The organism is Calyptranema fuscum S582 (genome assembly GCF_055793305.1).
The window spans coordinates 42,900-56,243 of the sequence record NZ_JBSLYH010000048.1; the positions used below are offsets into that span (position 1 = coordinate 42,900).

The following is a 13,344-nucleotide window of genomic DNA, read 5'->3' on the forward strand; positions in this document are numbered from 1 at the left end:
GCTAGCCCCCAAGACATGACACCCATTAAACAATGACCGCTCAAAAAATGGTGCGTTACGGCTGCGCCTAACACACCCTACCCACTCAATAAACCCTGGAGACTTATTATGACCACCCTGACCCAACTTCCCATCCCCAGCACCTTCAACCCCATTCACGTCAGCGACATCTGGCGCGTCCCCTACCAAGACCGTGCCACACAAGCCAAACAGTGGGCAAAACAGCACTCGATCCAACCGGCTGCCAAAGATAAAACTCGCATTTGTTTAATGGTGATCGATGCGCAAAATACTTTTTGCATCCCCGATTTTGAACTCTTTGTCGGCGGACAATCCGGCAGGGGTGCTGTAGACGACAACATTCGGCTGTGCGAATTTATCTATCGCAACTTAGGCGTGATTACCGAAATTGCGCCGACGATGGACACCCACACCACTCTACAAATCTTTCATGCCGCGTTTTGGTTGAACGATGCCGGTGAACATCCTGCACCCATGACGATGATTTCCTTAGACGATGTGCAAGAGGGGAAATGGAAGGTCAATCCAGCGATCGCCTATAGCCTGACCAAAGGCAACTACATGGCATTGCAACACTATGCCCATCACTATGTCAAACGCCTCAGCAACGATGGCAAATATCCCCTCACCATTTGGGGCTATCATGCCATGCTGGGTGGCATCGGTCATGCCCTGGTATCAGCCGTCGAAGACGCGTGTTTCTTTCACAACATTGCTCGTAATAGCCAAACTAACTTTGAAATCAAAGGTGGCAACCCACTCACCGAAAACTATTCCGTCCTGCGTCCTGAAGTGCTGGAGGGTCCCGACGGTCGCCCCATTGCCCAAAAAAATACCCGGTTTATCCAAAAGCTCCTGGAATTTGATGTCGTCATCATTGCCGGACAAGCCAAAAGCCACTGCGTTGCCTGGACGATTGATGATCTGTTAACCGAAATCCAGGCAAAAGATCCAACCCTGGCAAAAAAAGTGTATCTGCTAGAAGATTGCACCTCACCCGTCGTCGTTCCGGGTGTCGTGGACTTCACTGACGCCGCCAACCAGGCATTCCAACGATTTGCGCAGGCTGGAATGCATATTGTCAACTCTACTCAAGCGATCGCCGACTGGGCAGGTGTGACGCTTTAATTTGCCAGCGCGGCCTGGTGGATCTTGAGGATGAGTTGGACTATGAACCATTCCGTTTCACCCTCCAACTCATACCCGGATTCAGTCAAACCCCATGAGAATTCCCCAGTTTAACGTGTCATCTTTACCCCAACAATCAAGAGAAAACCTATGTCTCACGCTCCAAATTTCAACCAGCTCTTTCAATCAGCCCAAGCCGAAGGCTTACTTTCAGCCGCATCTCTCAATGCCCTCAATGTCCTGGATATTGGCGCTCAAATCCAGGCAGGCTTAGGCATTTCAGTCGATGATGTGATGGCAAGTGAAGTCGTTTTGGTCACCCTCATGCCCGATGATTCGGGGTCGATCCGCTATGGGGGCAACGATGCCATTGTGCGAGCAGGGCACAACACCGTTTTAGATGCCTTGCTGAATTCCAACCAAAAAGACAATGTATTAGTCCACAATCGCTATCTCAACGGTTTTGTCCTGTATCCCTATTGTCCTGTAGCTCAAGCTGTGCGGATGGACAACCACAACTACAACCCCGACCAGGGGACACCGCTCTACGACCAAACGGTAGTTTTACTCGGAACGGTGCTTGCCAAAGCCCAGGAATTTTCAGATAACGGCGTCCCTGTGCGAACGGTAACGTTAATTATTACCGATGGAGCCGATGCCCATTCCAGCCACGCAACAGCAAAAACAGTAAAGGCGATCGCCCAAGATATGCTGATGGCAGAAAACCATATTATTGCGGCAATGGGAATTGACGACAGTCGCACCGATTTTCGCCAGGTCTTCCAGGACATGGGGATTCGGGATGAATGGATTCTGACTCCCGGCAACAGCCAAAAAGACATCCGCAATGCCTTCCAGGTATTTTCGCAATCCGCAGTCCGTGCCAGTCAGAGTGCCGGAAGCTTCAGCCAAACATCGCTGGGAGGCTTTGGTGCATGAGTCAATGTGTCAGGGAGCGGCGCATACGCTTGTGATGATGGCGGGATGACTTTTAAAACGTCCATGCCAATTTGATGAAAGGCTGTTGGTCGCTCTCGCGGTACAGTTCCCTGAATGGGCTATTGAGCCATAACAGTAATTCAAAAATGGGCAGTACTGGACTCGAACCAGTGACATCCTGCTTGTAAGGCAGGCGCTCTACCAACTGAGCTAACCGCCCGTGCATTTGCACAGCGATTTATATAGTAGCAGATCATTTGCGCAAGTTTATCAACTGATCAAAAATTAGTGTCTACGAACTTTTTTCTTGCCATAGCGTCACGATAGATTTGCTCGTTGGCTTTGGCAGACTGGAACAAATCCACGATGGGGTTAGGATAATCAACTCCCAATCTAACGTGAAATTGGGTTTGTTCAGCCCGTGACAAGGTCCAGGGTTGATGAATAGTTGAGCTGGGCAGGGCTGCCAGTTCGGGTAGCCAGTGTTTTACATAGGCACCTTGCGGATCGTAGTCTTTGGCTTGTTTGAGAATGTTGAAAAAGCGAAACCCGCGGGCATCGTTGCCAATGCCTGCGGCATAGTTCCAGTTGCCGTAGTTGCTGCATACGTCATAGTCAATCAACAGCGATTCAAACCATTCGGCTCCCATGCGCCAGTCGATCCCTAGATTTTTGGTGAGAAAGCTGGCAACGTTTTGTCTGCCCCGGTTAGACATAAATCCGGTGGCTGCCAGTTCTCGCATATTGGCGTCAACCAAGGGGAACCCTGTTTTACCCTGTTGCCATTGCTCAAATCGTTGCCAGTCTTGCTTCCAGGCGATCGCTAGTGATTGCAATCCCGATGGATAAAATACGCGATCGCCATATTTGGCACAAACAAAGCGGAAATAATCGCGCCACAACAGTTCAAACACGAGCCAGTACGTCGAATCATTTTGCACCCGCTGTTGTTCATAGGATTGCACTTGCTCATAGATGAACCTGGGCGATAGACACCCCAATGCTAACCAGGGCGAAAATTTTGAAGAATAGTCGGCACCCAGCAACCCATTGCGCGTGTCTTTGTAAACCCTGAGGCGATCGCGTGTCCAAAAATAGTCGTGCAACCGAGCCATGCCAGCCGTTTCGCCGCCGGTAAAGGGAAGAACGGCACGCGGATCACAGGTGGGCGATCGCAATCCTAATTCGGAGAGGGAAGGTAGTTCTCCTGGGGCGATCGCAGGCAGGCAGGGTAAAAGGGTGGGGGTTGGCAGAGTTGCTCGAACGGGCAACGTTGGCTCCACTGCTTTACGGAAGTGGGTAAAAACATCTGGCAATGCTGTGATCTTGAAGGGGAGATCGTCAGGATGGCACAGGGTCTGTCCCCAAAAGGCTTGGTAGGTAACGCCGATTTTTTGTAGAGCAGTGGTCAGCGCTGCCTCAACTGCACGTTCTTCGCGGGTCACTTCCTGGTGGTAGTAGACAGCGGTGATGCCAAATTGTTCAGCCAATTGGGGAATCAGGACTTCGGGGAAACCCTGACGCAGGATCAGATCACTCTGACGCGACCGCAACTGCTGCCGCAAATCAGCAATACTCTGCCATAAAAACTGTGCCCGAAAAGCCCCGGTTTTCGGGAAACCCAAACCAGTTTGCCCAAATTGCCGGGGGTCAACGCAGTAAATGGGAATAATTTGAGTAGCAGCAGCGATCGCTCGAGACAAAGGTTCGTGGTCATGCAGTCGCAGGTCATTGCGATACCACAGGAGAATAGTTGATTTGGTCAAAGTAGGACTCTTTCAAACTTGCTTTAGCTATGATATGTTTTACAATTCAAAAATTAGTGCATACCCTCATCTCTTTACGTTATAGGGTTTTAGCATATGGGCAACGAATCGTCTGAACTCCTAGAAAAAATTCGCCAGCAATTTGACTTTAGCCCCTACCCCAATGTTCCACTAGAAAATTCTCCAAAAGGAGATTTTAATACTCTATACGTCCATAATTGGATCACATCCTTTTATCTGAGAAATCAGGCACTTCCTCCCGTTGATAAACCCCTGATTTTAGATGCGGGTTGTGGAACAGGCTATAAATCTTTGATTCTGGCAGAGGCAAACCCCAATGCCAAAATTGTCGGAATTGATTTATCCAAAAACTCGGTCGATCTTGCCCAGGCGCGACTCACATTTCATGGATTTGGTAATACAGAATTCCATACGATCGGAATTCAAGATTTACCCATCTTGGGCTTGAAGTTTGATTACATCAATTGTGATGATGTGCTGTATTTATTGGATGATCCACTGAGTGCATTACAAACGTTTAAGTTAGTTCTTAAACCTCATGGCATCATTCGAGGCAATCTCCACAGCGCTTTAGAAAGAGCCGATATTTTTCGGGTTCAGCGAGTCTTTAAACTGATGGGCTTGCTAGACCATAACCCTGAAGAGATGGAAATGGAAATGGCGATCGATGCCATAAAAGCCTTGAAAGATCAGGTTAATTTAAAAGCAAGAACCTGGACTGGGGCTTATGAGCAATCAGACAGCAAACAAGTCTTATTGATGAACTATCTATTTCAGGGAGATAAAGGATACACCATTCCTGATTTATTTAACCTACTTCAACAATCTGATCTGGAATTTATCAGTATGGTCAATTGGCGACATTGGGAGCTAATAGATCTATTCCAAAATCCAGATGATTTGCCGATTCTGTGGGGTTTAGGAATTCCTGAATTGACGACCGAACAAAAATTGCATTTATTCGAGTTATTACAACCCATTCATCGCCTACTCGATTTTTGGTGCGGTCATCCTGACCAAGCACAACCTCATTTGCCCGTCAGCGAATGGCAGGTTTCAGATTGGAATTCAGTTCGGGTTCATCTTCATCCCCAACTCAACTATGATTCAATCAAAACCCATTGGATGGAGTGCATTTCCCAGCAAACATCTGTTGATATTAGTCATCATCTCAGCTTTCCAGTCAACAGGTCATTTTCAATCGAAAGTAGTTTGGCTGCGTGTTTATTACCTCTATTTGAAAGTCCTCAACCCGTCCCCATTTTAGTGGAGCGCTGGCTTAAAATAAAGCCGTGTAATCTGGTAACGTTAGCAGCAACTTCATATGAAACAGCCTATCAAGAAGTGATAACGTTGCTAACACAATTAGAAGTCTTTTTATATGTGCTATTGGAGAAATTCTAATTGGGATGAATTTTGTGTCAGAGCCATCAAATCCTGTAAAGGCTTAGCATTTGGGCAAGGATTTTCGAGATCAATGAAAGATGGTTTACTAAATGCCAAGCTCCTATGCAAAGGTATGTTTTAAAACTCGCTAAGAGGGTTATTTTTTCGTGCGCTTCGCGCACGAAAAAATAACCACGAAAAAACAACCTTTAAACAGACCCTCAGGCAACACAACTTGAGTTAAACTCGCTCGCGCGCCCCATTGAGATGGCTATACCCATTCCTTTTGGATCACAAATTAATTAAAACCCGGACGTTTATTTTTGGAAGCGCAGCTCCGCCGCGCTTCCAAAAATAAATCTTCGGTTTTATTAAATCCACGATCCTTTGAGTTCATCAACGATTGAGACGTGCTATATTTCGTGTGTCTAAAAATTTCAATTGTTGATAGAGCATTTGGATTTTAGGTAGCGTTGCTCCGGCAGATTGAGCTGTTCGCAATGGATTGCCAAAAATAGCTTCGACTTCTAGCGATCGCCCTTCGTCATAATCAATTTTCATGCTGGTGCGATAGGGTTTCATCTTGGCGGTGTGATCGAGCATGGTATGAATAAAGGTATCTGGAATATGGCGATCGTTTGGGGTTGCAGAATGTTGCACACAAGCCGATGCACCGGCTACGACTTCCGTCATTAATTGTTCTGCCAGTTCACGAATATGGGGATCTGCCATCATTTGATCGGTGGTGGCATTGAGAACAACCGACAGTCCGTTAAAGGGGATATTCCACACCAATTTTTTCCAGCGTGCCAGAAACAAATCAGGTTCCAAATCGATCGGGATGCCAGCACGTTCAAAATCAGTGGCGATCGCTTGCATTCGAGGCGTAATTCCTACGGGTTCATATCCCGGAGCATAGTCAGCCAATGCCACTTTTTTGTAATCCAAATGATGAATATAGCCCGGTTTAACTTTATTCGAACAAAGAAAGCATAACCCTCCCATGACGCGCTCGGCACCCACAATAGCGGCAACATCCGGTTCTATGCCCAACCCATTTTGCAGCACCAACACCACTCCATCGGGTTTAACAACGGGGGGTAACAACTGGGGAAGCAGGTGATTTTGGGTGGTTTTCAGTGCCACGATCGCCACATCGCAGGGCGGCATCTCAGACACATTCGCATAGGCATGAACGTTAGGCAGCGAGAAGTTACCATCGGGAGAATCCACCACCAAACCATGCTGCCGCACATACTCATAATCACTGCGTAGCAAAAAGTGAACGTCTGCCCCTGCCTGCTGTAGCCGCGCCCCATAAAACCCACCCAGCGCCCCAGTACCAAGAATTGCATAGTGTCTTGAGGCTGCCGTGGCATTGGGAAAGCTGGTCATGGCAACCTACTCCCGTGATTGAACTGCACCATTGTCATCGACCTCCCAACTCCCATTCAAAAAGGTGGAGTTTTTCTGACGAAAAACTCCACCTTCCAAACTATATCAATTCTCAATGGCATGAAATACACGGTGTTGTGTGAGAGCCGCGCTCTGCGCGGCTCTCACACAACAGCCATCATTATTTCAAGTGCTTGATAGCTGTTATATAGCAATCCTATTTGATTTGTGAAAATGATCGGTTGTGAAAGCGTCCGCCCTTCGGGCGGGCGCTTTCACAACTGACTCAGGATCGCTATAGTGCTTCGCGATCGCAGAGAACCGACGCAATCATAAGCAGCCTGTTCACCTGTCGGGTTCACGTAGGATCGTGGATTTAATAAAACCCGGACGGTTATTTTGGGAAGCGCGGCTCCGCCGCCGCTCTTTCGAAAAGAATTACAGGTTAATTAATCTGTGATCCTTAGAGGCGGACGGGGTTGACTTTATTGGGAGACATGATGTGTTTAAGCGATCGCTTTTGCTGCCGTTGCACATCCCGCCGGATGACCTGTGAATATTGTTGAGCAATAATTTCGGGTGTGAAATGCGATCGCAAATAGAGCCGACCGGCTTTTCCCATCTGGCGAGCAATTTCAGGATGCTTTGCTAACCAACGAATAAAATTGGCAAGTGATGCACTATCGCTATGGGCAAACGCTTTGCCACAATTTGCTTCGGTCAGGATGGGACGCAAATAAGAATGAGCCTCACAGATGACCGCGACGGGTCGCCCAGTTGCCAAACTGCTATAAAACTTACTGGGTGCGACCAGGCCTTCCATGCCCGTGCTAATGCTAACCAGGGTCAGATCACACGCCGTTAGAGAATAGGGCAAAACCTGTTGAGACTGATAGGGCAAGAAGCGGCAGTTCGATAGCTTAATGGCATCAACGCGATCGATAAATTCCTGACGTTTTGCCCCATCGCCAATAAATACAAACTGAATCGGCTCATCTTTAAGTTGGATTGCAGTTGCCAGAATCGTGTCCATGTCATGACACCGCCCCATGTTGCCCGAATAGAGAACGGTAAATTTTTCGGTTAAATCATGGGTTTTCGCAAACCAATTGTGTTCTTTGGCGATCGGTACAATTTTGTTGGGATCTGCCCAATTATGAATGACCGAAATTTTATCGATCACAGTCGGACAACTTGCCACAACTCGATCTCGCATCGTAGAACTGAGAACGATTAATTCTTGAGCATGTTCCCATGTCTTCTTATTCAGAAACGTCCACAGATGAATGAGCCAATGTTGAGGAGATACGACATTCAGTTGTACGGCAATATCAGGATGCAGATCGTAAATCAGGCAGATGTAAGGAATGCCAAATAATAAATGAATGAAATATCCTAATGCTGGCAAATACGGAGGTGCTGTTGTTAGTAATAAGATGTCACCTCGGTTTGATTGATTGAGGAAATAAAGCAGGGTACGCAGGCAAAATAAAAAGCCATTAATGGCTTTTCCTCGAATTCGTTTTGCCCAAAGTCTTGAAGTACGCGATCGCTTAACCGTCAAGTAATCAAACGATTCGACGTTAGGTGCAGATTCGTTTTGAAAAGCATACCCCGGTTGTCCTGTGAATACCTTAACTTGAATTCCCTGTTGCCCTAATTGATGAGCTAACTCTTCAATTAATTGCCCAGTTGCAGCATAGTCAGGTGGATAAAATTGAGTAGCAATGGATAGTTTGATCGAGCTTGAACGGACTTCAGGATGTTTTTTTCGCATTCTAGTGAGTCGCTGTTTTAATACAGCAAATCTGATATCCAGTGTGTTTGAACGGATAGAGAACAACCCTGTTGTAGACGAGGATGAAGAATCTATTTCAGATATTATTTTTTATACTCTTAAGTAGAAAATAATAGGTCTGACAGCGTTTGAAATAGACTCTCAAATGTCTTGAATATGGAGCGTGATCGTGCATAAAGACGGCAATCCAAGTTTTTGATTGGGTTGCAATCTTGCGATAGGTGCCTTAATTTTCATCTTCGCTGGCACTACCCTAAATCCGGATATTTTCGCGTCTGGTGTTGTTTTAACGTGAGATTTTACCCACCCTTCATTAGCCAAATCACAAACTCAACGCTAGGTTTTTCTGTTCTGTAAAATTTTCGTTAAGACGGATTGTGGATAGCATACCCTCCAATTCTTTCTGAGCGAGCGACGGCTCTGCCGTCGCTCGCTCAAAAAGGGCAAGGCGTCAGGTTTCGGAGGTTTTCAAACGCTTAAGGTCTCATAGAAATTTTCAATCACGTGGAGTACAGATGATAGTTTGAAAGCCACGTGAGGTATGGGTTTCAAACCATAATCTGGTTCTAGCTAGGCGCGACGCTATAGGGAATACAACGTTCTCTTCATTCGCTTCTCTACTTCTTCTCGATTGCATTTTAGGATGCCAGATAGAGTTACTTCAAACCCTATTGTGGTCATCGTCAGAAGCGTTTAAGGAACGATACATACTATGCTTCATCACATTTCGATTGCGGCTGAAAATCCTGCTCACGTTGCCTCTGTGATCGCTGAAATCTGGCGTGGGCAAGCTTTTCCCTTTCCACCCTTCCCAGGTGCCTATATTGTTCTTGCCAATGATGCGTTTGGTACAGCCATTGAGATTGCGCCTCTGGGGTATGAGTTAATGCCGGGTGAAACAGAAGTGACTGCCCAGGCGATCGCCAATCCTTCGCCCTTTAGTGCCACTCATGCCGCCGTCTCCGTCCCCACAACTCGGACTGAGATTGAAGCGATCGCCCAACGTGAAGGTTGGCGGGTGTTGTACTGTAATCGGGGGGATGTGTTTGATGTGATTGAACTGTGGGTCGAAAACCGACTGCTGCTAGAACTGCTATCTCCTGAGATGAGCGATCGCTACACCCGATTTATGACACCCCAAAACTGGGAACAATTGCTAGCAACGGCAGCAGCTTAAAGCAGCCTTTTCAAACGAGTCTTTATAGCAGTGCGCACATTGGTTAAGTACAGAAACAGTGTTGTGGGGCGTTCCGTGCCCCACAACACCGGACTGCATCAACCCGCACAGCACTATATAATCTGCATTGTTTTATAGCAAGTTTCAATGGCGTAACGTCCAAATGGTTGAGAGAGAGCCGCGCGGAGCGCGGCTCTCTCTCAACAGCCATAATCTATCTCGACGCAAAGCGCTATATGGCATAATCCTGAGGAATTTAAAATGCACATTACACAAAAATTGGCGATCGCTGCACTGACCACCGCCTTGGTGACCACAACGGCACAACTCGTTCGCGCTGAAACGATACTGGGCGATCCACAACCCTTGGGTGAGGGAACGGCACGTTGTTTTATCACCCTCGATGAACACGGGTATCCAACAGAAATTGGCGTTGTTTTATCGGCAGATGCGCTGTCTAATTTACCAACAGAGATGACAGAAGTGAATTTGTCGTTACCGCCGCAGGGCTATCTCACGGCATTTACCCATGTCGGCTTAGATTGGAACCCGCATGGTCATGATCCCAATCCCATCTACGGCAGTCCGCATTTTGACTTTCACTTTTACACCATTAGCCCAGAGCGATCGCAACAAATTACAGTGCGGGGTGCGGATGTTGCCAGAACCTATGCAACTCCTGCCCCAGAGCTGATCCCGGCAGGCTATATTATGGCTCCTGATAGCGGTGTGCCTAAGCAGGGGGTGCATTGGATTAATCCCGGAGCTACAGAATTTCAGGGACAGCCGCACGGGTTTGACTACACCTTTATCTACGGGTTTCATAACGGAGAAATGACGTTTTTAGAACCCATGATTTCGCAGGAGATGTTAGAAAGCCAGCAGTCTTTTTCCCAACCGATCGCTTTACCCGCTCAATATGCCCAAGGGCGGTTTTATCCAACCACCTATAGCCTCACCTATGACGCGGCAAGCCAGGACTATCGAGTGTCTTTGGGCGATTTGACATTGCGATCGGCGCGCCCGGCTGCCGAAGTTGCAGACAGTCAACCTTAGGATCACACCTCAACCATATAGCGTGCTGTGCAGGCTGATTCAGTATGGTGTGGTGGAGTGCGGAGCGCTCCACCACACCGTTTCTCTCCTTAACGAACGTGCACACTGCTATAAACCTGGGAGGGTATTCAATCAACGATCCCCAGAGATCGGGATTAGCTAAACAGCACAACGATTGGACAGGGAAACGTGGTTTCCCTGTCCAATCTTCATATTTAGCTCAATTAATATTGTTTTTAGCCGCCGTAACCAGATGTCATAATTTGGTACTGATGAGATAGGCGATCGCCTTTAATAGCATCCCTCAGTTTCGCAGGGTGGATTTTTACTTTGTAGATCGGGAAGAGAGTGAGTTGGAGCATCGATCAGTAAATACCCGTTCGACAAAACAGATGTGACAAAAATGACAGCTGAGAGAAAGACTTCCATATGCTTTTTCGATAGAATGCAACCCTGTCAATATGATGCCTCTTTGTTGTGCCTATTGCGATCCGAAACATTTCCCAAAAATAAACACCCGCTATCCCAAGACTGGGTAGATTTACGGGTGTTTCGCCAGTGATGTAGTTTTTGGGTCAATTTAGACGCTACGTAATTTTATCTAATCTTAAGGATTGAACTGGATCGGGAATAGAATGTTTGAGGTCTGAAATGGGTGTTTAGAAGAATGCTGATTCATCACACCATCCTTTCCAGTCACGTACATTCACGAAAGATAGATGAAGGGTTGTGGATTGCTTGCGATCGCGCTTGATCAGGAGGCTGTTGATCCAACCAATTGCTGCTGTTTGACCAGCACGACAAAGTTAGACAACACTTGCAAGCCTGCGGTAGAAGATTTTTCAGGATGAAACTGGGTTGCCATTAAGTTGCGTTGGGCGATCGCCGCTGTCACCGTTTGAGTGCCGTGGGTGATCGTCGCGGCATTGACGCTGGGATCTAGGGGATCAGCATAATAAGAATGGACGAAATAAACCCAGGGATCGGGAACCAATGAATCCCACAAGGGTAAATCGGGTTGGGTCAGTTCCAGTTGGTTCCAACCCATATGGGGAATGGTGATGCCGGGTTCTGGGCGAAAGTGTCTGACCATGCCAGGAACCACACCTAATCCGGATTCCTTGCCCTCTTCGCTACCGTCAAACAAAATTTGTAAGCCCAGACAGATGCCCAGGAAGGGTTTGCCGCTGGCAATGACATCTTTGATTGGCTGGATCAAATCACGCGATCGCAAATGTTGAATTGCCGGGTCAAAGGCTCCAACCCCCGGAAGCACGACTGCATCGGCTTGCTCTAATTCTTTCGCAGAGTCAGTAATTTTGGGAATAGCACCGGCATTTTCTAAGCCTTTACAGGCAGAGTGCAGGTTTCCCATGTCATAGTCCACAACAGCAATTACAGTCATGCCCCTATCCTTTAATATTTCGTGACGGACACACACTTACTATAGCGTTAGCCCTGCTGAGATCAAGAGGGGCGATCGCTTTCACAGCTGATTTAGGATTGCTACATAACGCTGTGCAGGTTGATTCAATCCGGTGTGATGGGGCGCGGAGCACCCCATCACACCGTTTTCTGTATTTAACCAACGTGCGCACCGCTATACATTTCAGATCAAGTAAGATTCAAATGATCAAAGAAGCAATTTCATAATCAAACGTGATGACGCCTGAAGTTCTTACCGCAATCATTGCTGCGATCGTTGCGGTGATTAGTGCAGTGATCAGTATTTACGGTCAAACTCGCGTTACCCGATTAACCGATCAACTGACCAAGCAACGTGAAGCTGAATCACGTGAAGCTCAGACGGCTGCTTTGATGTCTAAATACCGAGATCCGCTATTACGCTCAGCGATCGATCTTCAGAGCCGTTTGTACAACATTCATCAGCATGAATTTTTAGGACGGTTTTATCATCAATCCCCAGCCGCACAGAGTTATGCCGTCAACAACACCCTCTATGTGGTTGCCGAGTATTTAGCATGGGTAGAGATTCTCCGCCGAGAAGTTCAGTTTTTAGATTTGGGCGATCTGGAGCAAAATCGTCGATTGAGTGAACTCTTGGTCAATATCAATCACGCATTTGGTCACTTCAAACCTGAAAGCACCTTTCAACTCCATAATGGCGAACAGCGAGCGATCGGCGAAATCATGACAGTTTCTCGTGCCAGCGATGAAGCGCTTGGATATGATTGCATCGGTTACGCAACCTTCGTGAAGAAAATGGGTGACCCGGAATTTGCCAATTGGTTTACAAAGCTAAAACAGGATATCGATATTATGGGAAATGCACCGCAGGTGCAGGCAGCAAGGCTTGTTGTCATTCACAGCAAGCTGATCGATTTAATCGATTTCCTCGATCCGCACTGTATCAGGGTGCCACCTAAATATCGAACCCGGATTAATACTTAGACCAGCATCCTCCTGCATTCTGGCGTAGGATATGGCGCTCTACCCGTTTCTGTACGTGACGAACGTGCACCCTGCTACCAAGAACAAGAATCTAAACGCATCGATGTATACGGCTGTATTACAACGCTTCAAACGTAGCCGTAAAACCGTCTAACATGGCACATTCTTCCATAAACTCTTCGGCATCACTGACCTGTTCCAGTTGATATTCCATGATGCGACGCTCGTCATCTTTCATCTTTTTA

General features: G+C 47.1%; 10 protein-coding genes and 1 tRNA gene. 6 read left to right on the forward strand and 5 right to left on the reverse strand.

Annotated features, from left to right (window positions below; genetic code table 11):
• Positions 1 to 108 precede the first annotated feature (108 nt).
• Positions 109 to 1,149: a cysteine hydrolase family protein gene (locus tag ACR6Z4_RS25465; RefSeq protein ID WP_479720147.1), complete on the forward strand. Its 1,041-nt coding sequence runs from the start codon at positions 109 to 111 to the stop codon at positions 1,147 to 1,149.
• Between the two features lie 150 nt (positions 1,150 to 1,299).
• Positions 1,300 to 2,088, forward strand: a complete 789-nt coding sequence (locus tag ACR6Z4_RS25470) for a hypothetical protein (protein WP_479720148.1) — start codon at positions 1,300 to 1,302, stop codon at positions 2,086 to 2,088.
• Positions 2,089 to 2,235: 147 nt separating this feature from the next.
• Here ACR6Z4_RS25470 and ACR6Z4_RS25475 read toward each other — a convergent pair.
• Positions 2,236 to 2,308, reverse strand: a tRNA-Val gene (locus tag ACR6Z4_RS25475).
• 58 nt (positions 2,309 to 2,366) lie between these two features.
• Complete coding sequence (locus ACR6Z4_RS25480) at positions 2,367 to 3,854, reverse strand: DASH family cryptochrome (protein ID WP_479720149.1); 1,488 nt, start codon at positions 3,852 to 3,854, stop codon at positions 2,367 to 2,369.
• Positions 3,855 to 3,950: 96 nt separating this feature from the next.
• Between ACR6Z4_RS25480 and ACR6Z4_RS25485 the strand changes: the two genes are divergently transcribed.
• Entirely contained in the window at positions 3,951 to 5,279 is a 1,329-nt protein-coding gene (locus tag ACR6Z4_RS25485) for a class I SAM-dependent methyltransferase (protein WP_479720150.1), read from the forward strand.
• A gap of 378 nt (positions 5,280 to 5,657) precedes the next feature.
• Here ACR6Z4_RS25485 and ACR6Z4_RS25490 read toward each other — a convergent pair whose 3' ends face one another.
• Positions 5,658 to 6,656 (reverse strand): putative 2-dehydropantoate 2-reductase, encoded by a 999-nt coding sequence (locus tag ACR6Z4_RS25490; RefSeq protein WP_479720151.1) that lies wholly within the window; start codon positions 6,654 to 6,656, stop codon positions 5,658 to 5,660.
• Between the two features lie 463 nt (positions 6,657 to 7,119).
• On the reverse strand, positions 7,120 to 8,433 hold the full coding sequence (locus ACR6Z4_RS25495) for a glycosyltransferase family 4 protein (protein WP_479720152.1): 1,314 nt from the start codon (positions 8,431 to 8,433) through the stop codon (positions 7,120 to 7,122).
• Positions 8,434 to 9,166: 733 nt separating this feature from the next.
• Between ACR6Z4_RS25495 and ACR6Z4_RS25500 the strand changes: the two genes are divergently transcribed.
• Together ACR6Z4_RS25500 and ACR6Z4_RS25505 are read left to right on the forward strand one after the other, a co-directional pair.
• A complete protein-coding gene (locus ACR6Z4_RS25500; RefSeq protein ID WP_479720153.1) occupies positions 9,167 to 9,631 on the forward strand; it encodes a hypothetical protein in 465 nt (154 codons plus the stop codon).
• A 261-nt stretch (positions 9,632 to 9,892) separates the two neighbouring features.
• Complete coding sequence (locus tag ACR6Z4_RS25505) at positions 9,893 to 10,687, forward strand: DUF5602 domain-containing protein (RefSeq protein WP_479720154.1); 795 nt, start codon at positions 9,893 to 9,895, stop codon at positions 10,685 to 10,687.
• A gap of 754 nt (positions 10,688 to 11,441) precedes the next feature.
• Here the strand turns inward: ACR6Z4_RS25505 and hisH are convergent.
• Entirely contained in the window at positions 11,442 to 12,092 is a 651-nt protein-coding gene (hisH, locus tag ACR6Z4_RS25510; protein ID WP_479720155.1) for an imidazole glycerol phosphate synthase subunit HisH, read from the reverse strand.
• 257 nt (positions 12,093 to 12,349) lie between these two features.
• On the opposite strand from hisH, the gene ACR6Z4_RS25515 reads away from it, so the two are divergent.
• Positions 12,350 to 13,099 (forward strand): hypothetical protein, encoded by a 750-nt coding sequence (locus ACR6Z4_RS25515; protein WP_479720156.1) that lies wholly within the window; start codon positions 12,350 to 12,352, stop codon positions 13,097 to 13,099.
• Positions 13,100 to 13,344 lie beyond the last annotated feature (245 nt).

Bases quoted from the DNA above. Each gene is read 5' to 3' on its own strand.
- hisH (WP_479720155.1), bottom strand. From the start codon at position 12,092: ATGACTGTAATTGCTGTTGTGGACTATGACATGGGAAACCTGCACTCT.
- ACR6Z4_RS25490 (WP_479720151.1), bottom strand. From the start codon at position 6,656: ATGACCAGCTTTCCCAATGCCACGGCAGCCTCAAGACACTATGCAATT.
- ACR6Z4_RS25470 (WP_479720148.1), top strand. From the start codon at position 1,300: ATGTCTCACGCTCCAAATTTCAACCAGCTCTTTCAATCAGCCCAAGCC.
- ACR6Z4_RS25505 (WP_479720154.1), top strand. From the start codon at position 9,893: ATGCACATTACACAAAAATTGGCGATCGCTGCACTGACCACCGCCTTG.
- ACR6Z4_RS25500 (WP_479720153.1), top strand. From the start codon at position 9,167: ATGCTTCATCACATTTCGATTGCGGCTGAAAATCCTGCTCACGTTGCC.
- ACR6Z4_RS25485 (WP_479720150.1), top strand. From the start codon at position 3,951: ATGGGCAACGAATCGTCTGAACTCCTAGAAAAAATTCGCCAGCAATTT.
- ACR6Z4_RS25465 (WP_479720147.1), top strand. From the start codon at position 109: ATGACCACCCTGACCCAACTTCCCATCCCCAGCACCTTCAACCCCATT.
- ACR6Z4_RS25515 (WP_479720156.1), top strand. From the start codon at position 12,350: ATGACGCCTGAAGTTCTTACCGCAATCATTGCTGCGATCGTTGCGGTG.
- ACR6Z4_RS25495 (WP_479720152.1), bottom strand. From the start codon at position 8,433: ATGCGAAAAAAACATCCTGAAGTCCGTTCAAGCTCGATCAAACTATCC.